The sequence below is a fragment of the Candidatus Falkowbacteria bacterium genome (assembly GCA_026396835.1).
Classification (GTDB): Bacteria; Patescibacteriota; Patescibacteriia; order Patescibacteriales; family Patescibacteriaceae; genus Patescibacterium.
In genome coordinates this window covers 17,987-41,038 of record JAPLWA010000001.1, presented here as the reverse complement: position 1 = coordinate 41,038, position 23,052 = coordinate 17,987, and the positions used below count along the sequence as shown (strand labels likewise).

Annotated in this window: 23 protein-coding genes and 2 tRNA genes; 17 read left to right on the top strand and 8 right to left on the bottom strand. The window is 36.4% G+C overall.

Annotated features, from left to right (window positions below; translation table 11 throughout):
- Positions 1-65: 65 nt before the first annotated feature.
- The 4 genes from NTY12_00185 to NTY12_00170 all read right to left on the bottom strand — a co-directional run bounded on the left by NTY12_00185 (position 66) and on the right by NTY12_00170 (position 3,333).
- Positions 66-458 carry a CPBP family intramembrane metalloprotease gene (locus NTY12_00185; protein MCX6792434.1) on the bottom strand — a complete coding sequence of 131 codons (393 nt, stop codon included), beginning with the start codon at positions 456-458 and terminating at the stop codon, positions 66-68.
- Between the two features lie 146 nt (positions 459-604).
- Complete coding sequence (locus NTY12_00180) at positions 605-1,042, bottom strand: hypothetical protein (protein ID MCX6792433.1); 438 nt, start codon at positions 1,040-1,042, stop codon at positions 605-607.
- 228 nt (positions 1,043-1,270) lie between these two features.
- On the bottom strand, positions 1,271-2,089 hold the full coding sequence (locus NTY12_00175) for a bifunctional 5,10-methylenetetrahydrofolate dehydrogenase/5,10-methenyltetrahydrofolate cyclohydrolase (protein MCX6792432.1): 819 nt from the start codon (positions 2,087-2,089) through the stop codon (positions 1,271-1,273).
- Positions 2,090-2,091: 2 nt separating this feature from the next.
- Positions 2,092-3,333 carry a serine hydroxymethyltransferase gene (locus NTY12_00170; GenBank protein ID MCX6792431.1) on the bottom strand — a complete coding sequence of 414 codons (1,242 nt, stop codon included), beginning with the start codon at positions 3,331-3,333 and terminating at the stop codon, positions 2,092-2,094.
- Positions 3,334-3,392: 59 nt separating this feature from the next.
- Here NTY12_00170 and NTY12_00165 point away from each other — a divergent pair, with 59 nt between their 5' ends.
- The 11 genes from NTY12_00165 (at position 3,393) to NTY12_00115 (ending at position 13,128) form a co-directional block, all read left to right on the top strand.
- A complete protein-coding gene (locus tag NTY12_00165; protein MCX6792430.1) occupies positions 3,393-4,577 on the top strand; it encodes a polymer-forming cytoskeletal protein in 1,185 nt (394 codons plus the stop codon).
- A gap of 213 nt (positions 4,578-4,790) precedes the next feature.
- Complete coding sequence (locus tag NTY12_00160; GenBank protein MCX6792429.1) at positions 4,791-5,033, top strand: hypothetical protein; 243 nt, start codon at positions 4,791-4,793, stop codon at positions 5,031-5,033.
- Between the two features lie 71 nt (positions 5,034-5,104).
- On the top strand, positions 5,105-5,563 hold the full coding sequence (locus tag NTY12_00155) for a hypothetical protein (GenBank protein ID MCX6792428.1): 459 nt from the start codon (positions 5,105-5,107) through the stop codon (positions 5,561-5,563).
- A gap of 166 nt (positions 5,564-5,729) precedes the next feature.
- Positions 5,730-7,508, top strand: coding sequence for a translation elongation factor 4 (gene lepA, locus NTY12_00150; protein MCX6792427.1), 1,779 nt, complete (start codon positions 5,730-5,732; stop codon positions 7,506-7,508).
- Between the two features lie 130 nt (positions 7,509-7,638).
- Positions 7,639-7,944, top strand: a complete 306-nt coding sequence (locus NTY12_00145; protein MCX6792426.1) for a GIY-YIG nuclease family protein — start codon at positions 7,639-7,641, stop codon at positions 7,942-7,944.
- Between the two features lie 231 nt (positions 7,945-8,175).
- Positions 8,176-9,900 (top strand): single-stranded-DNA-specific exonuclease RecJ, encoded by a 1,725-nt coding sequence (recJ, locus tag NTY12_00140; protein ID MCX6792425.1) that lies wholly within the window; start codon positions 8,176-8,178, stop codon positions 9,898-9,900.
- 2 nt (positions 9,901-9,902) lie between these two features.
- Positions 9,903-10,304, top strand: coding sequence for a ribonuclease HI family protein (locus NTY12_00135; protein ID MCX6792424.1), 402 nt, complete (start codon positions 9,903-9,905; stop codon positions 10,302-10,304).
- Positions 10,305-10,377, top strand: a tRNA-Val gene (locus NTY12_00130).
- A gap of 39 nt (positions 10,378-10,416) precedes the next feature.
- Positions 10,417-11,055, top strand: coding sequence for a hypothetical protein (locus tag NTY12_00125; GenBank protein MCX6792423.1), 639 nt, complete (start codon positions 10,417-10,419; stop codon positions 11,053-11,055).
- A 6-nt stretch (positions 11,056-11,061) separates the two neighbouring features.
- Positions 11,062-12,429 carry a phosphomannomutase/phosphoglucomutase gene (locus NTY12_00120; protein ID MCX6792422.1) on the top strand — a complete coding sequence of 456 codons (1,368 nt, stop codon included), beginning with the start codon at positions 11,062-11,064 and terminating at the stop codon, positions 12,427-12,429.
- Between the two features lie 69 nt (positions 12,430-12,498).
- The gene (locus NTY12_00115) at positions 12,499-13,128 is read left to right on the top strand and encodes a CDP-alcohol phosphatidyltransferase family protein (protein ID MCX6792421.1); all 630 of its coding nucleotides are present in this window, start codon (positions 12,499-12,501) and stop codon (positions 13,126-13,128) included.
- 30 nt (positions 13,129-13,158) lie between these two features.
- Here the strand turns inward: NTY12_00115 and NTY12_00110 are convergent, their stop codons facing one another.
- From NTY12_00110 to trpS, 3 genes are all read right to left on the bottom strand, one after another.
- On the bottom strand, positions 13,159-13,455 hold the full coding sequence (locus NTY12_00110) for a hypothetical protein (protein MCX6792420.1): 297 nt from the start codon (positions 13,453-13,455) through the stop codon (positions 13,159-13,161).
- 9 nt (positions 13,456-13,464) lie between these two features.
- A complete protein-coding gene (locus NTY12_00105) occupies positions 13,465-14,700 on the bottom strand; it encodes a Glu/Leu/Phe/Val dehydrogenase (GenBank protein ID MCX6792419.1) in 1,236 nt (411 codons plus the stop codon).
- A gap of 119 nt (positions 14,701-14,819) precedes the next feature.
- Positions 14,820-15,800 carry a tryptophan--tRNA ligase gene (gene trpS / locus NTY12_00100; GenBank protein MCX6792418.1) on the bottom strand — a complete coding sequence of 327 codons (981 nt, stop codon included), beginning with the start codon at positions 15,798-15,800 and terminating at the stop codon, positions 14,820-14,822.
- 248 nt (positions 15,801-16,048) lie between these two features.
- Between trpS and NTY12_00095 the strand changes: the two genes are divergently transcribed.
- Positions 16,049-16,921 carry a hypothetical protein gene (locus tag NTY12_00095; protein ID MCX6792417.1) on the top strand — a complete coding sequence of 291 codons (873 nt, stop codon included), beginning with the start codon at positions 16,049-16,051 and terminating at the stop codon, positions 16,919-16,921.
- A gap of 40 nt (positions 16,922-16,961) precedes the next feature.
- On the opposite strand, the gene tsaD is transcribed toward NTY12_00095, so the two are convergent.
- Positions 16,962-17,987, bottom strand: coding sequence for a tRNA (adenosine(37)-N6)-threonylcarbamoyltransferase complex transferase subunit TsaD (tsaD, locus tag NTY12_00090; protein MCX6792416.1), 1,026 nt, complete (start codon positions 17,985-17,987; stop codon positions 16,962-16,964).
- 107 nt (positions 17,988-18,094) lie between these two features.
- Here tsaD and NTY12_00085 point away from each other — a divergent pair.
- The 5 genes from NTY12_00085 (at position 18,095) to hisS (ending at position 22,982) form a co-directional block, all read left to right on the top strand.
- Positions 18,095-18,179, top strand: a tRNA-Leu gene (locus tag NTY12_00085).
- Positions 18,180-18,267: 88 nt separating this feature from the next.
- On the top strand, positions 18,268-18,585 hold the full coding sequence (locus tag NTY12_00080; protein ID MCX6792415.1) for a DUF4870 domain-containing protein: 318 nt from the start codon (positions 18,268-18,270) through the stop codon (positions 18,583-18,585).
- An 83-nt stretch (positions 18,586-18,668) separates the two neighbouring features.
- Positions 18,669-21,041, top strand: a complete 2,373-nt coding sequence (ppsA, locus tag NTY12_00075) for a phosphoenolpyruvate synthase (protein ID MCX6792414.1) — start codon at positions 18,669-18,671, stop codon at positions 21,039-21,041.
- A gap of 20 nt (positions 21,042-21,061) precedes the next feature.
- Positions 21,062-21,625 carry a signal peptidase I gene (gene lepB / locus NTY12_00070; GenBank protein MCX6792413.1) on the top strand — a complete coding sequence of 188 codons (564 nt, stop codon included), beginning with the start codon at positions 21,062-21,064 and terminating at the stop codon, positions 21,623-21,625.
- Positions 21,626-21,635: 10 nt separating this feature from the next.
- Positions 21,636-22,982: a histidine--tRNA ligase gene (gene hisS / locus NTY12_00065; GenBank protein MCX6792412.1), complete on the top strand. Its 1,347-nt coding sequence runs from the start codon at positions 21,636-21,638 to the stop codon at positions 22,980-22,982.
- The last annotated feature ends 70 nt before the right edge of the window (positions 22,983-23,052 follow it).

The following is a 23,052-nucleotide window of genomic DNA, read 5'->3' as shown; positions in this document are numbered from 1 at the left end:
GGATAATCAAGGATTTGAGGAAAATAAAAAAAGCCTTTCCCAAATGGTACTCGGCTTTATAATCATTAAAAAATTTGCCATAGTTGCATACAACATGCGAAATTCCATGATGCATGACTTAAGTAACTATACGAAAGAGCTTTACAATGCTTATCCTCGGCAGCTCCGGATTTCCAATAGATAAAACACAGAAATAAACCAGAAAAACCTTGGACAAAAACATTTAATAAATCGCCATGGAGGAATCCAAAAATAAATGAGGATACAAGCACAGTGATTATTATAGGATAAATCTTTTGTGTTAACGCGCTTACAACAAGTAAGGGCAAAAAGCGAAATGCAGCCTCCTCTATAAACGGTCCAACAATAACGCCAGAAAAAAATAATTCAAGTGGATTCATTTTCGCAAATTCTTGAACTCCTTTTGTTGTAGGAGTCACTTGAAATACGTTATTCATCACAAAAATTGAACCACGAACGAAAAAATAATTTATAACTAATGTAATAAAAATTTTGGGAATTAGTAATTTATCTTTCCACTCGGTTCTCGAATAGCTAACAAACCAATTATACAAAGTGTTCCCTTTTTTAATTTAATAGAAAATTAATTTATAACTTTACATAATAATAAACCATCACAGAGCAAATAATCATCTGCATAACCGCATAAAGATCCAATTTCTTCCCTGCTTGGAACATAGAACTTTATTCTTGTATTTATTCTAGGTATTGGTTGTTCTATGAATCTTCCTAGTGTATTTATTGGATTTTCGAAGTGTATTACCTCTTCTTTCCCGTTTTCTTCCCTGCTAATTGTATATCTATCAAGCATTTGCCAGTCATGGGCGACGAGTTTAAGCGCAAGATCTCTATTATATTCAAGTTTGAATATTTTAGAATGATTAGCTGTTTCGCAAGAATCCTTTTCTTTCTTAATACTATCTTTTTGATCTGAGAGTATTTTGATGAGCGATCCTGATACGATACCTATGATAAATATTGCAAACAGCAGGAACGTTGCTTTGTTTTTTAATCTTTCCACATTTACTCCCTCTAGCTTTAGCTAGTATTTTAAATTTATGATTAATAATTTGTCTATCTTCTTTAAAGGCAGGCAAGTTATTAACCATAAATCCGTTTTTTCAATGTTCATTGTACATAATAAAATATCACATTTAGGCTGTTTTGTCAAGAATATAACAAAAAATAGGCCTATTTTGGCCTATTATTAAGAAAAACGTGCGTTGCTGAGACGCGCCATAGCGCGTCTCTACAAGTTCTTTTGCTTTTTAAACGTAATCAAAGTGTTTAAAAACGCCATGGCAATAGTCATTGGTCCAACGCCGCCGGGTACTGGCGATAAATATCCTGGCTTATCTTTCATAGATTCAGCATCAACATCACCGACAACTTTGCCGTCTTTATCGTGGCTTATGCCAATATCAATAATCACCGCATTATCTTTAACTATTTGTGAATGAATTGCCTTAGCTTTACCTTGAGCTGTGATAATAATATCAGCTTCTTTTATGTTGTCAGTAATTATAGCGCCTTGTAATTTTAATATTTCAACTAAATGCTCTTCAAAAATATCTGAGTTAACAATTAGATTTATTTTTTTATTAGCAATCTCGCAATTAATACTTTCAAGCATAGCAATAATAACCGCATAAACTGGAGGCATTAAACCAACTTCGTCAGAGCCACCCATTAAGCGGCGCATATTTTCCATAGTAAAGCCATCAATATCTTTGTCAGCCTTAACCGCATTAACGATTGTGTCAGTGTCGAGCTGAGCTGGTAATGGTAATTGAACTAAAATCGCATCAACTTCATTATCGTTATTTAAAAATTCAATGGTCTTTAATAATTCTTCTTGGCTAATAGACTCTGGGCAACGATAAACATGAGTATCAATTCCAACGGCGCCAGCTTGTTTTTCTTTTAGGTTTACATAAAGTGTTGAATCAGGGCGCTCACCAACTAAAATAATCGCTAGGCCTGGGCGAGGTCCTGCTAAGTTATGTATGTCTAACGCAATTTTATCTTTAATTTTTTCAGCAAGTAATTTGCCGTCGATTAATTTCATGACTAATACTTTAATGGATATTTAGCACACAAATTCTTAACATCACTTTTTAACTTCTCAAGCATGCTTTCATTTTCACTATTTATAATTGCCTGATCAATTAATTCAGCAACTAGCTCACAATCTTTTTCATTTAAACCACGAGTTGTAATGGCTGGCGTACCAATTCTAATACCTGAGGGATTCATTGGTGGGTTTGGATCATTCGGAATGGTTGAGCGTGAAATTGAAATACCAATTTTTTCCAGAGCAATCTCTGCAATTTTACCAACTAGGTTTTTATTTCTTAAATCAATCACGAACATGTGGTTATCAGTTCCGCCAGACACAATTTCATAACCTAGTTCAATAAATTTGTTGGCCATGGCCTGAGCGTTCTTAATAACTTGAGCGGCATAAATCTTAAAGTCTGGTTTTAGCGCTTCACCAAAAGCTACGGCTTTAGCCGCTGTCATATTATCATGTGGTCCGCCTTGCATGCCTGGAAAAACAGCGCGATCAATCTGTTTAGCAAATTGTTCCTTGCACATTATAATAGCGCCGCGTGGTCCGCGTAGAGTTTTATGAGTTGTAGTCATGACAACATCAAAAATTGGTACTGGATTTTTCAATAATCCCGCCGCAATTAAACCTGCTGGATGAGAAATATCTGCAAAAGTTATAGCACCAATTTCGTCAGCAATATCTTTAAAAGCTTGCCAATCAATATCACGTGAATAAGCAGAAAAACCCGCGACGATCATCTTTGGTTTTTCAGCTAAGGCTACACGGCGAACTTCTTCCATATCGATTCTACCATCAGCTCCGACGCCGTACTGAACAAAGTTATAAAGTAAACCAGAAAAATTAATTGGATGACCATGTGATAAATGTCCGCCATGATCAAGTCTAAGGCCCATGACTTTATCGCCGGGTTTTATCATAGCAAAGTAAACCGCTGCGTTAGCCGGCGAGCCTGAAAGAGGTTGAACGTTGACGTGCTCGGCTTGAAATAATAGTTTAGCTCTTTCGCGCGCCAAATTTTCGACTTCATCAATTACTTGATTGCCGCCGTAATAACGAGCTCCTGGATAGCCTTCGCTGTACTTATTAGCTAAAGGCGAGGCAAGTGCTTCCAAAACTGCTTCAGAAACATAATTTTCTGAGGCAATCAATTCTAGCTCATTAGCCTGTCTTAAACCTTCTTTTTTTACAATTTCAGCCACTTCAGAGTCGTTTTTACTAAGCTCATTATAAGATATCATAGTGGAAAATTTAGCTTAATTTTAGTATAATAATTGTATAATCATTTAATCACAAATGTATGTCAAAAACAAGGATTAGTTTCCTTATTGGCCTGGCTGCACTCGCAATGGTTCTAGTTATACCATTGTCAGCCAAGGCTATTATGTTCAAAGCCGATGACTCAACCTATATCGCCAAAGATCAGGTTGTCAGCGGTTCATTGTTTGCAGCTGGTTCCTCAATCACGGTTGACGGAAAAGTTCAAGGCGATCTTATTTGCGCCGGTCAGAGTATTACTGTTAACGGTACAGTTGACGGTGATGTTATTTGTGCCGGACAAAGTATTACTATCAATGGTAATGTCGGCGGCACTGTTCGCGCGGCTGGTAACAGCATTGTTATTGCCGGGAAAGTTTCTCGTAACGTTATGGCAGCCGGTGCAAGCGTAAGCCTTGCTCCTAATGCTCAAATTGGTTGGGACTTACAATTTGCTTCAGCCATGACAGAAATTCGCGGTAAAGTTAATCGCGACGTCGATGGCGCTGGTGCCAACACGATAATTGCTGGCAATGTTGGTCGCAATGTTTATTTAATGCTTGATGATAATCGTCAGAATGAAAAAGATAATCAAGGTCCAACTTTGACAGTCACAAAAGAAGCAGCTATTAACGGAAGTTTAACTTACCATGCTAAGAACGATGCCAAGATTGAAGATGGTAGTTCTATAAAAGGAAGTGTAGAAAAGAAAGCTTTAAATTTTGATAAGAAGAAAACTGAAGATAAAGGTGGCATGGCCATTGCTTGGTTGTGGTATATTGTTCTATCAATTTTTGCGGCTGTTGCTTTTGGTTTAGTAGTTGTTAGTTTGATGCCAAAAACAATCGAGGGCTTAAGTGACTTAATGTTAGCTAAACCATGGCCAGCGATCGGCTGGGGCTTTGCTGTCTTATTCCTAACTCCTTTTGCGGTTATTATTTTAATGATCACCATGATTGGCTTGCCAATTGGCTTAACACTTTTGGCTTTGTGGATTCTACTTATGTATCCAGCTAAGATTTTAGTTGCGATTATGCTTGGTAGAAAAATTACAGATAAATGTCGTCTTCTAAAACGTTATAAGGGGTCATTAATTGCTTCAATGATTTTTGGTATTATTGTTGCTTGGCTAATCTTCTCAATTCCGGTTATTGGATGGTTTTTGAGTTTCGTAGCTATACTTTGGGGAATGGGTGGAGTTTGGCGCTATGCCAGGTTAAAGGCCTAAGTAAAGTAAAAGTCTAATAAAACAGCCTAGAAATAGGCTGTTTTTGTTTGGCTCTTTACTAAATCAAAGATATCTGATTTAATATTGTATCTAGTTCATTTAAAAAATATTAGTAAATTATCCCTGTTTCCCCTCGGGGAATAGAGCTAATTTACTAATTAAAATAATTCCCTAGAAGGAATGAAAGGATTATTTGTGGAAATAAAAACTTCTATGGTATTAACCAAAAGAGGCAATAAGTTACGCCTTTATTACGTGTCATCTTTCCCTAGAAAATTAATTGATGATGGGTTTGAGAAAAAAATACTTATTGAGTATAGTTGTCTTATTGAAGACATGCATAACCATAATAAAGAGGACTTAGTTGGTTTTCACCTTATCGTACCTGAAGATAATCATGTCAATTTTATTGCTTGGTTAAAAGAAAAAGTTAATCTAGATCTAACTGATTTTTAGAAAATTGTATAAACAAAAAAATATAAAAATTATTGTCTTTTTAACAGAAAGGCAGAAAGGAATAATTAGTTATGAACTTAATGTTTTCTTATATTGGCGATGTCTACGTAACCAGATTCTCCAGAAGATTGTCCAACGGTATTGGTGATATCCTCAATATTTATAGCTGCTCTATAGATTATTTACATTGCAGCGATGTCACTGGCCGAGCCCATCTACGTACAACTATACCTTACGAGCAGGTAGAAGCAGTAGAAATCGGTATCAGGGAATATGCTGATAATTATAGTAAGAAAAAACCTGGACCAAAGTTAAAGTTTAAGTTTCTCGGTCATAAGTATGAATTGCGTTTCCCTGAAAAGCATTTCAAAGCTTTAAAAGCTGATTTAAAGAAAATTGGTTGTAAGGCCGGAAAAATGTCCAGCGATCCGGGTGATGGTAATATAAATATTTATGTTACCATGCCACACAAAAGAATCGTAGAGATTAAAAAGTATATTAAAAACTACGTTAAAGAACTTGGTTATTAATTTCTTTAATCCATTCTGAATATACATAACGGTTGTTACCAAGCAGCCGTTATTTTTTATTTTTGGCTTGATTATTGCCAATATTTCAAGTATAGTGTTCTGATAAGACCCTTATGGAAAACATTCGAAATTTTTGGCCAGTCATCCGACCGGCTATATAATCTTTATGGATAATATTAGGAATTTTTGCATTATTGCTCACATTGATCACGGTAAGTCCACTTTGGCTGACCGCATGCTTGAAATTACCCATACAGTTGAACAGCGCAAAATGAAAGCTCAGCTCTTAGATAGAATGGATATTGAACGTGAGCGCGGTATTACAATAAAATTAACTCCAGTGGCCATGAACTATAAGCAGTATCAGTTGAACTTAATTGATACGCCTGGCCACGTTGACTTTACTTATGAAGTTTCTCGATCTTTAGCAGCCGTTGAGGGCGCAGTTATTTTGGTTGATGCTAGCCAAGGTATTCAAGCGCAAACTTTAGCTAACTTATATTTAGCAATTGAACAAGACTTAACGATTATTCCAGTCATAAATAAAATTGATTTACCAGCGGCTGACGTAGAACGCGTTTCTAAAGAAATTATAAAATTATTAGGTTGTAAAAAAGAAGAAATCATTTTGGCGTCAGGCAAAACTGGTGAGGGCGTAGCAAATATTTTGGACGCCGTGATTGAATTAGTACCATCGCCTAAAGGTGATGAATCAAAACCAGCGCGCGCTTTAATTTTTGATTCTAACTTTGATGAATATAAAGGTGTGGTTGCTTATATTCGTGTCTTTGATGGCGCTTTTAAAAAAGATGAAGCTATAAAACTTTTAGCGACTGGTGCTCACAGTGATATCCTAGATATAGGAATTTTTAAGCCAGATTATTTTCCAACCAAAGAATTAAAAACCGGTTCCATCGGCTACATTGTGACTGGATTTAAAAGCGTGGCTGAGTGCCGCGTCGGTGATACGGTTGCGATGTCCAAAGCTCATGTTGAATCATTGCAGGGTTATCATGAAGTTAAACCAATGGTGTATGCTGGAATTTTTCCTCGCGAGGGTAATGAATTCGGACGGCTTCGTGACGCGATTGATAAATTGAAATTAAATGATTCAGCCTTAATGTATGAGGCAGAGCAATCACAGGCTTTAGGCTTAGGTTTTCGTTGTGGTTTCTTGGGCTTATTGCACTTAGAAATTTTTCAAGAAAGATTAAAGCGTGAATATAATCTAGATTTGATCGTAACAATTCCGAGTGTGGCTTATCAGGTTTATACAAAAGCCAAACCAGAACCATTGATTGTGCGTAGTCCATACATGTTGCCTGATCCTTCTAGAATTGAGCGCACCGAAGAGCCATGGGTAAAGCTAGATATTGTTACACCAAAAAGTTACATTGGTCCGATTATGAATTTAGTGCAAGAAAAAAAGGCGGTTTATTTAACGACTGAATATTTAGATCCTGAAAGACTAGTTTTGCATTATGAAATTCCAATGGCTACGATTTTAACAAATTTTTATGATCGTATAAAAAGCGTTTCCTCAGGTTACGCCTCTATCAATTATGAATATCTAGATTATCGTCCGGCCGATGTGGTTAAAATGGATATTTTAGTTGCCGAAGATCCAGTTGAAGCTTTGTCAGTTATTGTTTATCGAGATGAAGCTCATAAACGCGGCAAAGAAATTGTTGAAACTTTAAAAGATAGTTTGCCTAAACAAATGTTCGTGGTTAAACTACAAGCAACTGTTGGTGGTGCTATTATTGCTTCAGAGAGAATCTCGGCTATGCGTAAAGATGTAACCGCTAAATTATACGGCGGCGATGTTACACGTAAGCGTAAATTGTTAGAAAAGCAGAAAAAAGGTAAGAAGAAAATGATGGCCGCCGGTAAGGGTAGAGTTGATATTCCGTCTGACACTTTTGTTAAAATATTAAAAAAATAAAATAATAACAAAAATAAAATTATGTTTATTTAGGTAAAGTACTACAATACTGTCATCCCAGCGCAAGCTGGGACCCAGGAGGGAGCCGTATTAACGAGATTTTTCTCAAAAATATGGCTAGGGTAAAATTATGATAGTAGAAAAAGTATATTATATCTATCTATTAGCTAGTAAAAGAAATGGTACGATTTATACCGGAGTTACAAATAATTTGTTAAAGAGAATAGACGAGCATAAGAAAAACATATATAGTGGATTTACAGCGAAATATAATGTTAAAAAGTTGGTATATTTTGAAATTTTTAATGATGTTAGAGCAGCGATTAATAGGGAAAAGAATATTAAAGCTTGGTGTAGGCAATGGAAAATTGATTTGATAGAAAAAGAAAATCCTACTTGGCGCGATTTATATTATGAAATTGTTCGCTCCTCCTAAAAACTTTTTATTAATTTCTCCTGGGTCCCAGCTTGCGCTGGGATGACAAAAAAAGAGATAATAGTTTGCAGTGATGAAGAAATATAATATCTTGCTATGACAGTTAACTTTTTTGTTAAAATATTAAAAAAATAAATTCTATGAAACGAAGAAAAGTTTTAAAAATTATCTGGGCTGTGTTTTGTGTTTTTATAATTCTCTCCATGTTGGCCTGGACTTTTGCCATCTAATATGGCAAAGAAGTGGCAAGTCTTGCCCGCCATGCCAAAAGATTTTTTAAGTGAACATACAGATTTATTAGCTGTTGTTCGCCAGCTTTTATTTAATCGTGGATTAAAGACTAAATTAGAAGCTGATCATTTTCTTCATACTGAGTTACATCTTAAGCAATATCTACCTAATTCATTTAGGAGCATGGACGAAGCTATTCAATTAACGATTAGTCATATTAAAGCGCGCCATAAAATTGCTGTCTGCGGCGACTATGACGCTGATGGTGTCAGTTCCTCAGCTATTATGACCGAAGTTATTCGCAGCTTAAAGGGCGAAGTTGAAGTTTGGATTCCATCTCGCTTTGGTCAGGGCTATGGCTTAAATAAACAAATTATTGAAGAGCTTAAAGCTAATGGTTTTTCATTGATTATTACGGTTGATAATGGTATTCGCTCTAAGGCTGAAGTTGAATACGCGCAATCAATTGGTTTAGATGTAATTATTACTGATCACCACGAAGGGCCACTTGATAATAATGATTTACCAAACTGTTTAGTAATTGATCCAATTCTTAAAGAAGAAACTTATCCATTTAAATATTTGTGCGGCGCCGGTGTCGCTTATAAGTTTGCTTCTGCTTTGATTAATGCCTCAACTTTAGCAGCTGAAGAAAAAGAAAAACTTGATCAAAAATTTTTAGATTTAGCGGCTGTTGGAACAGTGGCTGATTGTGTTTCGCTTTTAGGTGAAAATAGATTATTGGTGATTGAAGGATTAAAGATTATTAATCGTCGTCCACGTTTAGGGTTGAGAGAATTAATGAATGTCTGCAATATTCCGGTCGGTGATTTAACAGAATGGAATCTAAGCTGGCAATTAGTACCGCGTTTGAACGTCGCCGGCAGACTTAATCATGCAAATACAGCTTATAAATTATTGATCACTGACTCAGTAGAAGAAGCGCAGCAAATTGCTCGTGAGTTAAATGAAAAAAATATTGAACGTCAGCGCATGACAGAGTTGATTGTTAATGAAGCAACTAAAATGATCGAGCAGGAGCAGAAAGATGAATTTATTGTAATTGCTGTGGCGCCTGATTTAAGCGAAGCCAAAGAAAGTTCAGCCTGGAATGAAGGCGTGATTGGTTTAGCGGCTGGTAGATTATGCGAAAAATTTGGCCGACCTTGCATGGTGATTACTAAAAGTGAAAATCAGATAAAAGGTTCAGGCAGAAGTATTGAACAATTTAATATTGTATCGCCCCTAGAGGCCGCGCATGAACAACTTACGCGTTATGGCGGACATAAAATGGCTTGCGGTTTTTCACTGAAAGATGAAGCAGCTTTAGTTAAGTTTATTGAGATCGTTCGCGCTCAAGCAAGAACCGAGCTTAAGTCAGTTGATTTAACGCCGGTTTTAAGAATTGATGCCGAGATGCTATTAAGTGAAGTTAACGAAGATTTTATTGAAACGATTGAGAGTTTTGCGCCTTTTGGCCAAGACAATCCAGAACCAATCTTTTTGTCACGCGCTAGAATTGAAGAAATTATGGTAATGGGAAAAGAAAAAACACACATTAAATTTCGTTTGAACGGTAAATGGGCCCTAGCTTTTAGTCGCGCTGAATTGTTTAAGGATTTAAAAATTAATGATGAAATTGACGTTGTTTATACAGTATGTTTCAATATCTTTAATGGCCGCCGAGAAGCACAATTAAAAATTATTGATCTTAAGTCTATTTAGTTATGAAAAAATATATTATTTATTCTGATGGCGGAGCGCGTGGTAATCCTGGCCCTGCCGCGATCGGCGCCGTGATTAAAGATGAAGCCAATAATCTAGTTCAAGAAATTTCCAAAACAATTGGCGAGACAACTAATAATCAAGCTGAATATCAAGCAATTTTAGCGGGGCTTGAAGCAGTAAAAAACTTAGGTGGCGAAGAGGTTGATTGTTTTTTGGATAGTGAATTAGTTGTTAAGCAATTAAGACATGAATACAAAGTTAAAAATAAAGACTTAGCACCTTTATTTGTTAAGGTACATAATTTGTCATTACAGTTTAAGAAAATTTCTTTTACTCATGTTAGACGTGAACAAAATAAAGAAGCAGATTGTTTGGTAAATAAAGCGCTAGACAATGCTTAGGGTCGTTTAGCTCAGTTGGTAGAGCATTGCATTCACATTGCAGAGGTCACTGGTTCGAGTCTAGTAACGACCACACAGGTTCGACCAGTCATCCGACTGGTCGAACCGTTGAATGACGGGGCGAGTCCATTCAGATCTACAAAAACAGGAGGGAATGTTTTTAAATAAAAATAAAAAATTGCATCGAAATGGTTCGATTAGGTTGGCCAATTATGATTATAGTCGTAATGGGTATTATTTTATTACAATTTGTACAAAAAATCGTGGTGATATTTTTGGGGAAATTGTTGGTGGTAAAATTAAATTTAATTATTTAGGCAATATCGTTATTGAACAATGGCGCGAAATTAAAAAACAGTTCCCATTTGTTGAATTGGATGAATTTATTGTTATGCCAGACCATGTACATGGAATAATTATTATCAATAAAAAAATTGTGGATACCGATGCCGCAGGGAAACGTTACAACAATGTTTTAATATATCATGATAATGTAAATGCACATCGTGATTCGGTAGGCGCATGCCGCGGCATGCGCCTACAACGACGCAATCAATTTGGAAAACCGAAAAATGGTTCATTGCCCATGATTATTAATCATTTCAAGGGCGCCATAACCAAATTGGCGAATAAAAATAATATTCCATTTTTATGGCAACCACGATATTATGAACATGTTATTCGTGAACAACGTGCCTTGGACAACATACGTCGGTATATTCGCAATAATCCTATTATGTGGCATAATTAAATATATATGATAAACCCATCAATTTTCAAAGCCTACGACATTCGCGGCGTCTATGACGCTGATTTTAATGACGACTTTGCCTATCAATTAGGCTTAGCCTATTGCCAGTTAAGACGAGAAGAACTAGGTCGCGATAATTTTAACATTGTTGCCGCGCACGATATGCGCTTATCTAGTCCAATTTTATACAAAGAATTAATTAGGGGTTTGATTGATGGCGGAGCTAACGTAGTTGACGTAGGACTGTTGGCGACGCCGAGTTTTTATTTTGCAGTCGCGCATTATAAATATGATGGTGGAATTATTGTTAGCGCCTCACACAATCCAGCCGCATATAATGGTTTTAAATTAGTTAGACAAATGGCAGCGCCGATTGGTGAGAGCTCGGGAATTAATGATTTGAAAAATTTAATTTTAGCTGGCGGCCTATCAGCTCATCACACAAAAGGTGAACTTACTAAAAAAGAAAATATTTTAGTTGATCAGGTTAAATATGATTTAGCCTATGTAAATGTTGCTGATATAAAGCCATTAAAAATTGTGATTGACACAGCTAACGCTATGGGTGCTTTGTATCTTGATGAATTAATAAAACATTTACCGCAGCTAAGTATTGAAAAAATGAATTGGAATTTAGATGGAACTTTCCCGGTTCATGAGGCTGATCCTTATAAGTTAGAAAACGTTAAACAGCTGGGTGAAAAAATAGTTGAGCTTAAAGCTAGTTTAGGCGTGGCGACTGACGGCGACTCTGATCGCATTTTCTTTTTAGATGAAATGGGACAAGCGATTGAGCCTGGTATTACGCGAGCAATTTTGTGTCGCTTATTTTTAATTGATAAACCTCAATCAACGATTGCTTATGATATTCGTCCAGGACGAATTACTTATGACACGATTATAGCTAACGGTGGGCAGCCACTCGTAACGCGGGTTGGACACTCATTGATCAAAGAAGCCGTGATTGATAATGGTGCTTATTTTGCCGGTGAATCAAGCGGTCATTTTATGCTTAACATGATGAATGAAGGTTGCTATGAAGTACCAGGTATTGTTTTACTAAAATTATTAGTTGAATTATCGCGTGCTAATTTAACTTTTTCAGAATATGTTAAACCGTATCAGAAATATTTTCATAGCGGTGAAATAAATTTTAAGGTTAATGATACGGCAGAGAAAATAATTGAATTAAAAGAAAAATACTCAAGCGGCAAAATTAATGAGTTAGATGGCTTAAGTATTGAATATAATGACTATTGGTTTAATGTGCGTGCCTCCAATACTGAACCATTACTTCGTTTGAATTTAGAAGCAGTCAGCAAAGAGATTATGGAAGTTAAAAGAGATGAAATTATTCAAATAATCAATTCTTGACAGCACTAGTTAAATAGCTTAAAGTATCAAAAATAATTAAGCGTAGTTCTTCGCAAAATAAATAGTAGGATGATGAAAAAGGAAAGTAAACTTTTGCTTTGGTTTAGAGCTTTGAAAAATGTAAAGTTCGGAAAACCAATGGAAGGTCATAATAATTTGGTCTTTACCTGGCCCAATTTTTTGACCGCCTTAAGATTCGTTTCAACCGCTTTGGCTATTTATTTTGCTAGTAAAAATAAATGGTTGATATCTTTAATTGTTATCATTATCGGTTCAATTACAGATTTTTTTGATGGTTGGTTGGCGCGTCGTCAGGGATCTTCATCAGTGCTTGGCGCTATAATGGATCCAACGGCTGATAAAGCCTTGTTGTTAGTTTTGTTTGTTATTAATCCTTATGTCTGCGTTGCTATTGCGATGCTTGAGCTTGGTGGCTCTTATTTTTCTAACTCAGTTAGAAATAAAGATGACCGAGGCGGGCATTTTATTGCTTTCGGTAGCAAGGACATAACGATGTATCAGCTATTTTCAGTTGGACTATTATATTTAAATAAAACTGGATTATTTAATTTTCCAGCTAATTTAGAAATAATATTACTTTCTGCTTTAGTCGCTTTTTCCTTAATAAGGTTTTCTATTTATAGATCTGTTTATTGGTCAGATAGAAAGCAGGGTTTAAAAAAAGACAGTCGCGAATAAATTTGCAACTGTCTTTTTCATTTCCATGATTTATTTTTTAAATAAACCCATGATCTCTCTAATGTCTTCTAAATCTTTTTCAGTTATTTTTAGTTTTAATCTATTTTCGTAAAGTCGGTGTGTTTCTTGTTGTATAACATAGGCTGAGATACCAACTCCTTTTCTAATCATATCAATGTGTTTATGAATTAGATCAAGGAGTATTTTTTTATTATCTTGGCTTAGATTAGAAAACTGCGGATGTTGAATAACAAAGTCATTTAACTTGCGCCTGAAGTATTCACTATCGTGTTCTTTGGCAATGGTAAATAAATCTTCTAATTCCATATGATTAAATTAATTTCTTTTTTGTTCAGCTTCTAAGATTCTAGCCACTGCTAGAACATAAGCCGCTGTACGTAAGTCTAAATTATGTTTTTCTTTTGCATCCCAAATGGCTGCAAAGGCAGAGCGAATTTTATCTTTTAATTTTGCATTAACATCATCAGTCTCCCAGCTCTCTTTATCAAGGTTTTGTCGCCATTCAAAGTAAGATACTACGACGCCGCCTGAGTTAGCCAAAACATCAGGAATAATAACAATGCCCTTGTCGGCTAGTTTTTTACTTTCCGGCAAAGCAATTGGACCATTGGCAATTTCAACAATAGTTTTAGCTTTAATATTTTCCCAATTCTTTTCCGTGATTACACTGTTCAAAGCTGCTGGAACAAGTACATCAACATCCAAGGCTAATAATTCTTCATTGGTAACGTTTTTAGATCCAGGGAAGTCAACCACTGATTTTGTTTCTTCTTTGTGCTTGATTAAGTCAGCGATATTTAAGCCAGCTTCGTTATAGATTGCGCTTTTAGAATCAGACACAGCGACAATTTTCCATTCCGGATGAGATAGCTCAGCAAAGTGTAAACCAGCATTGCCAAAGCCTTGTACGGCAACTGTAATTTCTTTTTTATCAGTCTTTTCTAGGTAAGCTTCTAAGGCATAAACTGCACCCAATCCAGTCGCTTTATCGCGGCCTTTTGAACCGCCGTCTGTTAAAGGTTTTCCAGTAATAACTGCTGGACTGTCTACGCCAACAATTTTAGAATATTCATCTTTAAACCAACTCATCATTTCTGGTGTGGTGTAAACATCTGGCGCTGGAACATCAACGAGCGGACCAACAACTGGCGCTAAAGCGCGAGCTAAAGCACGAGTTAATTTTTCTAATTCAGTTTTAGATAACTCTTTTGGATTTACAATAATTCCACCTTTACCACCGCCCATAGGAATGTCAGCCACAGCGCATTTTATTGCCATCCAAAAGGCAAGTGAAGTGACTTCATCTTCATCAACTTCAGGATGATAACGAAGGCCACCTTTAAATGGTCCACGAGCATCATTGTATTGTACGCGGTAACCTTCAAAAACTCGGATGCTTCCATTATCCATTACAATCGGCAAGCTAACACGTACTAAACGTTTAGCATGTCTTAAAATTTCAATGTCATTTTTCTTTTCATCTATTTCGATCAGCTTATTATTTTTGATAATTTCATAAGCGGCCTCAAGTTGTTTAAGGTTATCTTGCATCATATGGTTTTGTGTTTATAATGTTAATAAAATTGTCATCCCCGCGAAAGCGGGGACCCAGGGTTTCACCGTAGCGGCTTTACTCCTAGGTTCCAGCTTACGCTGGAATGACAGTGAGACTAATTAACTCCCAAATTATGTTTAACAAGTTTGATTGTTTTCTCAGCAATTTTCTTTGCTTGTTTAGCACCATTGTCTAAAATCTTACGCACATCTTTGTCTGAATACTTTTTATATTTGGCTTGGAAATCTTCTAAGAAGTTAGCTACCAGATTGGCTAGATCTTCTTTGAATTCGCCGTAGTTTTTATTTTCATATAGCAGCTCTAATTCCTTAACCGATTTTTTAGCTAGGACTGAATAAATAGTTAAGAGGTTAGAAATAGCCGCTTTATTTTTTAGGTCATATCTTACTTCATTGCCAGAGTCAGTAACAGCGCGTTTAATTTTTTTATGAGCTACAGTCGGCTCATCCAATAAAGCAATGTAGCTATTAGGTATTTTAGAGCTCTTACTCATTTTTTTAGTCGGATCATCTAAGCTCATAATGCGAGCGCCTTCTTTTCTGACAATTGTTTCAGGGACTTTAAAAGTCTGGCCAAATTCATTGTTAAAGCGTCGAGCCAAAGCCCGAGTAATTTCTAAATGCTGAGTTTGATCTTCACCAACTGGTACAACATCTGTGTTATATAATAGAACATCAGCTGCCATTAAAGTTGGATAATTAAACAAGCCAACGCTAGGGCCTTCTTTACCTTGATTCTTTGTCTTATCTTTAAACTGTGTCATCTTTTCTAATTCCGAAACCTTAGTGATTGTACTTAAAATCCAACCTAGCTCGGTATGTTCAGTGACATCAGATTGTTGAAAGATAATAGCTTTTTTTGGATCAATACCAGCAGCTAAATAAATACGCGCTAAATCTAAAATAGTTTTATTTAGTGTCTTTGGATCTTGTTTAACTGTAATAGCGTGATAATCAACCACGCAAAGAATACAGTTATAATTTTTCTGTATTTCTGTCCATTGGGAAATGGCGCCAATGTAGTTGCCGATGTGTAAATTGCCTGAGGGCTGTATGCCCGAAAATAATGTTTTCATATGTTCTTAGTGTATAAAAAAATTCAAGTTTTGTCATCTACCTCACCCGGCCGCCTACGGCGTCCACCCTCTCCATCTTTGACGGAGAGGGTTAGCTAGCAGTTAACTTCCCCTCTTTGTGCGCAAGCACAGAGAGGGGCTAGGGGTGAGTTTTGGATTGACAAAATGCGTGTTACTTGCTAATTTCAGGATAATTAAGTAGTTATTTCAAATATAAATATTAATATAACCCGAAGGAGGGTATTGTAATGAAAATTTTTAGAGGCTTTTGGCTTAATTTGTCAAAAAAGAGCCCACTTGATCGCTGGTCTTCCTTGTTATTTTTCAGTATTTTGTTCTTTCTTTTTACTGTTGGCATTCTTATTACTGCCGGATTCAGCGATAAGTATTCAATGATTTTAAGTTCAACTTGGGTACTGTTATTCACCTTAGTCGGGATAATTCATTCTTATATCGAGAAGAAATACATCTCGTTTATTAGAGGAGATGTTCAATATTACCTGGGTAAGAAATTAACGGCTGAAAAAATTGTTAAATTGAACGATGGCTCATTAGTAAAAGTGAAAGAAGGCCAGACTACTTGGGGCAAGGGAGAGGAGTTGTTTTTCCTGATACCTGAAAACTGGGAGGATAGTCCAGGAGCTGCTTTTAAAATATCTAAATTAATTTATTTAGATTATCTATCTACCGTAGCAATTATGCTGTTCGTTTTCGATATAAAACTAAAATATCAGTTTAGCGCAAATGAACTATATGATTTAATTAAGCAAAAGCAGGTTCAGCCTTTTTTAGAAAGCGGAAAAGAGCCGCTGTTTATTGGCAAATATTTTAATCTTGCTAAATACTTACAAGACGGGATTGTTCTTGATTCAGAACAAGATGCAGCTGCTAGGGAGGATAGGGAGAATAAAGTTAAATTATTCTTTTCTGAATCTGGTAACACAAAAGATCTGTACGAATGGATCGGTAGTACGATTGTTTTTAAAAATACATTAAGTAACATTGAGTCAATTAAAGCAAACATAGAGGAGTCATCAAAGAATTCAGTGATTACAATGGGGATGTTTATGAGATCGGATGTAGAACGGCTTAATGAGTTGAGTCGAAAAATTGTTTTTTAGTTCTTAGTTCAAAGAAGGATATTGCCCGAGCAATATCCTTTTATAATTCCAAATTTGGATCAACTTTAATTTTTTGCCAGGGAACAGTTTTTTTAGATTTAAATTTGAAGTAAGCGGCTGAGGCAATCATCGCCGCATTATCAGTTGTGTATTCCATTTTTGGCATAGAAAATTCTAGGTCAATTTTTTTTACTTCTTCAGCTAATTTTTCTCGCAATCTAATATTTGCCGCCACTCCGCCTGCTAAGAAAACTGACCTAGCTTTATATTCTTTAGCGGCGCGAATTGTTTTGGTGACTAAAACATCGACAACTGCTTCTTGAAATTCAAAAGCATACTCAGGAATTTTCTTTTTAAAGTTTTTATCTTTTTGTGTGGCGTACAGTAAAGCGGTTTTTAAGCCAGAAAAAGAAAAATCATAATTTTTAGAATCCAGCATCGGTCGAGGTAAGCTGGCAATAGTCTTTTTACCGTCGAACATCTCGGCGAATTTAGAAATAATCGGTCCACCAGGATAACCTAAACCCAAAAGTTGCGCTGCTTTATCAAAAGCTTCGCCAGCCGCGTCATCTCGTGTCTCGCCAATAGTCTTATAGCTAAGATGATTCTTTAATAAAACTAATTGTGTGTGTCCGCCAGAAACAGTGAGAATAATTGTTGGGAATTTAGTTTTTTCTCGGTCGATAAAGTTGCTGTAGATATGACCTTCAATATGATTAACCGCCACGAGCGGTAATCTCCAAACATAAGCCAAAGACTTAGCTGTTTCGACGCCAATCATTAAAGAGGTGATTAAGCCTGGCCCAATTGTGACGCCGATCGCGGAAAGTTTTTTAGATGCAGTTTTTCTATCTAAACCAGCTTTCTTCAAAGCCTCGTCAATTACAGGAATTATATTGATGACGTGTTCGCGCGCAGCTACCTCAGGCACAACCCCGCCGTATTTTTGGTGAATTTTTATTTGTGAGGAAACGACATTTGAAATAATTTTAAGCTTATTTCCAGAGCCTTCTGCGACGGATGCCGCAGTCTCATCACAGCTTGTTTCTATAGCTAATATATACATATATTTACCTAGGCTTTACTATAGCAAAAAATGTGCTAATATGGCAGTATTAAAATAATGTCTATGGCGGACCTGTCCGCCGTAGTCCGCCGATTCGGCGGACGTAGGCGGATGTGGTGAAATTGGTATACACGCCAGCCTTAGGAGCTGGTGCCGCAAGGCATGAGGGTTCAAGTCCCTCCATCCGCACCAAGTAATTGTTTTAAGCTCCTGCTTCGCGGGAGTTTTTTGTTTATGGTATAATAAATTACGTTTCAAAATATAATTTTATTAAATTAATATGCCTAAACCAATCGTTTTTGATCCAGATGTTCAGTCATCACGCTTGATTGCAGCTTTGTCTTATTTTTGGATTTTATTTCTTATTCCTTTGCTTCTAAAGCGTGATTCAAAATTCGCTCAGTTTCATGCTAAGCAAGGCTTAGTTTTATTCATTGTTGAATTCATTGTTAGCTTAATAATGTGGGTGCCTTTGATTGGTCAAGTTTTATTCTTAGCTACAATTGTTTTGGCAGTCGCTGGTATTGTTAAGGCCTACTCTGGTGAATGGTGGAAATTACCTTTTATTTATAAGTGGAGTGAAAAAATCAAGATTTAATCTTTCTATAAAATTTCTAAAAAATAAATAATTAAAATAAATAAAAACCTAAAGATCCCCGTTTTCACGGGGATGACAATCATATGACTTTTATAAAATTTTTTAAGGACTTAGGAATTAAAGACGTTCCAACCGTTGGTGGTAAGAACGCTTCTTTGGGTGAAATGTATCGTACGCTTACCTCTAAAGGTATTCGTGTGCCAAATGGTTTTGCTACTACTGCCGAGGCCTACCGACATTTTTTCAAAGCTACGGGGCTAGAAGCACAAATCAGAAAGATTTTGAAAGGACTTGATACTCATAATGTAAACGATCTTGCACGCCGTGGTAAGCAGATTAGAGAAATAATTATTAAGGCAGAATTTCCAGCGGAATTAAAGCGTGAAATCACTACAGCTTATGACAAGTTGTCTAAAATGCATAAAACTAAGCATTTACACGTTGCGGTTCGTTCTTCAGCCACTGCTGAAGATTTACCAGATGCATCTTTTGCAGGTCAGCAAGAGACCTACCTTAATATAAGCGGCCACGAAGCACTTTTGATTGCTGTTAAAAAATGTATTGCTTCTTTATTTACCAACCGCGCTATTTCTTACCGCGTTGATAAAAAGTTTGATCATTTTTCAATCGCCTTGTCAGCCGGTATTCAGAAAATGGTTCGCTCAGATCTAGCTTCTTCCGGTGTTATGTTTTCCATTGATACTGAATCAGGTTTTAAGGATGTCGTTTTGATTAACTCAATTTATGGCTTAGGTGAAAACATTGTCCAAGGCAAAGTCAGCCCTGATGAATTTTTAGTTTTCAAGCCAACCGGACAAATTATTTCTAAAAATCACAGCCGCAAGCGCATCAAAATGATTTATAATTTTAAGGGTGAAAATCCAGTCAAAGATGTGCCGGTTAAGGCTGATGAACAAACTAAGTTTTCCATTACTGATGCTCAAGTTAAGGAATTAGCACGTGCTGCTATGATGATTGAAGCTCATTATAAAAAACCAATGGACATGGAATGGGCTTTAGATGGTAATGAAAACAAATTGTACATCGTTCAAGCTCGTCCAGAAACAGTTCAGAGCATGCGCGATTATAATATTATTGAAGAGTACCAGTTAGCTTCTCACCCTCATCCAGTTGTTCGAGGTAAGAGTGTTGGTTCAAGAATTGGATCAGGCGAAGCTAATAAGATAATGGATATTAAAGAAATATCTAAGTTCAAGAAAGGTCAGGTTTTGGTAACTGATATGACTGACCCAGATTGGGAGCCAATTATGAAGATTGCCTCAGCTATTGTGACTGATAAAGGTGGCCGTACTTGTCACGCCGCGATTATCTCTCGTGAGTTAGGTATTCCTTGTGTAGTTGGAACTGAAAATGTTAGCCATGTTATTAAGAGTGGTGACAAGATTACAGTTGATTGTTCGACTGGTGATGATGGCTTTGTCTATCCAGGTATTGTGCCTTTCAAAGTTAAAAAAACTAACATTAAATCGCTTGGCCGACCAAAGACTAAGATGATGATGAATATTGGAACACCAGAAATTGCTTTTACCTCTTCCTTTATTCCTAATGACGGCGTCGGTCTAGCGAGAGAAGAATTCATCGTTAACAATTATATTAAAGCTCACCCAATGGCTTTAATAAATTACCCAAATATCGCCGATAAAAAAGCTAAAAAAGAAATTGAAAAAATTACTGAAGGTTGGGATGATAAAAAACAATTCTTTATTGATAAGTTGGCTCAGGGAGTCGGGATCATCGCCGCGGCGTTCTACCCGAAACCAGTTATTATTCGTTTGTCGGATTTTAAAACTAATGAATACGCCAACTTAGTTGGTGGTAGGGCTTATGAGCCAATTGAATCAAACCCAATGATGGGTTGGCGTGGTGCTAGTCGTTATTATGATCCAGCTTATCAAGCAGCTTTCGTTCTAGAATGTTTAGCTTTGAAAAAAGTTCGTGATGTTATGGGCTTAAAGAATTTGAAAATCATGATTCCAATGTGCCGTACTGTCGAAGAAGGCAAGAAGGTGATTGAGATTATGGCAAAGCATGGTTTGAAGCAAGGTAAAGAAGGTTTACAAATTTATGCTATGGCTGAAATTCCTACTAACATAATTTTGGCGGAAAAGTTTGCTAAAATTTTTGATGGCTTTTCAATTGGTTCAAACGACCTAACTCAGTTCACAATGGCAATTGACCGTGATGCTGGTATTTTGAAAGTTGCTGGTGTGGCCAATGAAGAAAATGGAGCTGTTAAGTCATTAATTAGTTATTTGATTGAAGTTGGCAAAAAGACTAATACTAAGGTTGGTATTTGTGGTCAAGGACCAAGCGATATACCGTCTTTTGCTCGCTTCTTGGTTGAGAAAGGAATTGACAGTATCTCCCTAAACCCTGATACTATTATCAAGACAACAATAGATATTCTTAAGACTGAGAAGCGTCTTAAGCGATAAGTAATATAATTTGAAGTATTATGAAAAAATTTCTTTCCTTTGTTTTTGATGTGGTAAAAATGATTGTTATTTCTTTAGCAATTATTATTCCGATTCGTTATTTTTTGGTTCAACCCTTTTACGTTAAGGGTGCTTCAATGGAGCCAAATTTTCATGAAAATGAATATTTAATGGTTGACGAAATTTCTTATCGTTTTAAGACCCCGCAACGCGGCGACGTTATCGTTTTTCGCTATCCAAAAGATCCACAAGAATATTACATTAAGCGTTTAATTGGTTTGCCTGGCGAAACAGTTGAAATCAAAGATGGCTCAGTTTATATAACTGAAGAAAATGGCTTAATCTCTAAGGTTGAAGAGCCATATTTGCCAGCTTATGTTACAACCGTCGCCTTAACTGAAGGCGCAGTTAAACTTGGTCCGGATGAATATTATATGATGGGTGATAATCGTAATGGTTCTAAAGATTCACGTAGTTTTGGTCCAGTTAAAAAAAGTTTTGTTATTGGCCGAGTTTTCTTACGCGGTTGGCCAGTTAGCGACTTTGGTTTAATTAATGGCGGCGCTTCTGGGCTGTCAAAATAATTAATTTCATATGCCCTCACGAACATTTGGTGCTAAGAAAAAAGTTCCCAATCCAGCTCCGCGTTCATCTCGCAGAGGTGAACCACCGACAAAGCTTAAAGGAACTAAAGATATCATTCCTGAAGAATGGCGTTATTGGCGACTTGTGGCTGATAAAGCTTTGCAGCTAGCTAAGATTTATGATTTTGATCGCCTAGAAACACCTTTACTTGAACCATTGATGTTGTTTGAACGTGCCTTCGGAAAGCAAAGCGATATGGTTACAAAAAATCTTTATTCTTTCCTTGACCATGATAATGATAAAGTAGCTCTACGCCCACAACTTCGACCATCTTTGGTCAGGGCTGCCATGGAGCATGCTTTAATTGATGAAACCAAATTTGCTAAGCTTTGTATGCTTGGTCCAGTTTTCCGTTATGACCGCATTCAATCTGGTTTGTTAAGACAGCATACTCAGTGGTCTTTAGATGTTATAAATAATCTATCACCAATCGCTGATGCCTTGGTAATCATGATTGGTTATAACTTTTTCAAAGAGTTACAACTTGAAGTTAGAGTTGATATTAATAGTTTAGGTGATGCTGAATGTCGTGCCGCTTACTCAGCTAAGTTAGCCGAGTTCTATAAAGAGCAAACTAAAAAAATTAAATTACCGCTTGAGTTAAAGAAACAATTAGCTAAGCATCCAATTGAAGGCTTGTCTTCGACTGATGAAAAGTTACAAGAAATTAATCAAGACGCTCCAGCAATTGTTGATTTCTTATCAGAAGAAGCAAAAAATCATTTCTTTGCTATTATCGAACATCTTGATGCTTTTGGTGTGCCATATAATCTTAACTCAAAATTATTTGGCGGGACTACGGATTATTACAACCGAACAGTTTTTGAATTTATTTCTCCAGAAGAAGAAGGTCGTAAAGAAACTGTGCTTGGATCTGGTGGTCGTTATGATAATTTATTTGATCGCTTATTCGGTAAGCCAATTAGCGCCGTTGGTCTAGCAATTGGTCTAGAAAGAACCGTTAGCCGCATCCGAAATTTGAATTTACCGGTTGAAGATCCAGCGTCTGATATTTATCTAGCTCAGTTAGGTGATCAGCCAAGACAAAAAGCTTTGGCCATGTTTGAAGAATTACGTAAGGCTGGTTTTAAGGTTAGCCAAGGCTTTCTTCATAGCGCCTTAAAACATCAACTTGAAGAAGCCCAGAGAATGAATGTTCGCTACACTTTGATTTTGGGACAGAAAGAATTGATGGACGGTACAATAATTATTCGTGACATGGAATCAGGTGCTCAAGAAGTGGTTGATGCCAAGAAGATTATTCACGAGATTGAGAAAAGATTGGGCTCTAAATAGCTTATTAAGCTATAGTTGACAGGCCTCTTTAAATAGGTTATATTCTTAACATCTTATTTATATATTTCTA

Bases quoted from the DNA above. Each gene is read 5' to 3' on its own strand.
- NTY12_00115 (MCX6792421.1), top strand. From the start codon at position 12,499: ATGATGAAAAAGGAAAGTAAACTTTTGCTTTGGTTTAGAGCTTTGAAA.
- trpS (MCX6792418.1), bottom strand. From the start codon at position 15,800: ATGAAAACATTATTTTCGGGCATACAGCCCTCAGGCAATTTACACATC.
- NTY12_00155 (MCX6792428.1), top strand. From the start codon at position 5,105: ATGAACTTAATGTTTTCTTATATTGGCGATGTCTACGTAACCAGATTC.
- NTY12_00125 (MCX6792423.1), top strand. From the start codon at position 10,417: ATGACGGGGCGAGTCCATTCAGATCTACAAAAACAGGAGGGAATGTTT.
- NTY12_00080 (MCX6792415.1), top strand. From the start codon at position 18,268: ATGCCTAAACCAATCGTTTTTGATCCAGATGTTCAGTCATCACGCTTG.
- ppsA (MCX6792414.1), top strand. From the start codon at position 18,669: ATGACTTTTATAAAATTTTTTAAGGACTTAGGAATTAAAGACGTTCCA.
- hisS (MCX6792412.1), top strand. From the start codon at position 21,636: ATGCCCTCACGAACATTTGGTGCTAAGAAAAAAGTTCCCAATCCAGCT.
- recJ (MCX6792425.1), top strand. From the start codon at position 8,176: ATGGCAAAGAAGTGGCAAGTCTTGCCCGCCATGCCAAAAGATTTTTTA.
- NTY12_00145 (MCX6792426.1), top strand. From the start codon at position 7,639: ATGATAGTAGAAAAAGTATATTATATCTATCTATTAGCTAGTAAAAGA.
- lepA (MCX6792427.1), top strand. From the start codon at position 5,730: ATGGATAATATTAGGAATTTTTGCATTATTGCTCACATTGATCACGGT.
- NTY12_00120 (MCX6792422.1), top strand. From the start codon at position 11,062: ATGATAAACCCATCAATTTTCAAAGCCTACGACATTCGCGGCGTCTAT.
- tsaD (MCX6792416.1), bottom strand. From the start codon at position 17,987: ATGTATATATTAGCTATAGAAACAAGCTGTGATGAGACTGCGGCATCC.
- NTY12_00095 (MCX6792417.1), top strand. From the start codon at position 16,049: ATGAAAATTTTTAGAGGCTTTTGGCTTAATTTGTCAAAAAAGAGCCCA.
- NTY12_00160 (MCX6792429.1), top strand. From the start codon at position 4,791: ATGGTATTAACCAAAAGAGGCAATAAGTTACGCCTTTATTACGTGTCA.
- NTY12_00170 (MCX6792431.1), bottom strand. From the start codon at position 3,333: ATGATATCTTATAATGAGCTTAGTAAAAACGACTCTGAAGTGGCTGAA.
- NTY12_00135 (MCX6792424.1), top strand. From the start codon at position 9,903: ATGAAAAAATATATTATTTATTCTGATGGCGGAGCGCGTGGTAATCCT.
- NTY12_00175 (MCX6792432.1), bottom strand. From the start codon at position 2,089: ATGAAATTAATCGACGGCAAATTACTTGCTGAAAAAATTAAAGATAAA.
- NTY12_00185 (MCX6792434.1), bottom strand. From the start codon at position 458: ATGAATAACGTATTTCAAGTGACTCCTACAACAAAAGGAGTTCAAGAA.
- NTY12_00105 (MCX6792419.1), bottom strand. From the start codon at position 14,700: ATGCAAGATAACCTTAAACAACTTGAGGCCGCTTATGAAATTATCAAA.
- lepB (MCX6792413.1), top strand. From the start codon at position 21,062: ATGAAAAAATTTCTTTCCTTTGTTTTTGATGTGGTAAAAATGATTGTT.
- NTY12_00165 (MCX6792430.1), top strand. From the start codon at position 3,393: ATGTCAAAAACAAGGATTAGTTTCCTTATTGGCCTGGCTGCACTCGCA.
- NTY12_00110 (MCX6792420.1), bottom strand. From the start codon at position 13,455: ATGGAATTAGAAGATTTATTTACCATTGCCAAAGAACACGATAGTGAA.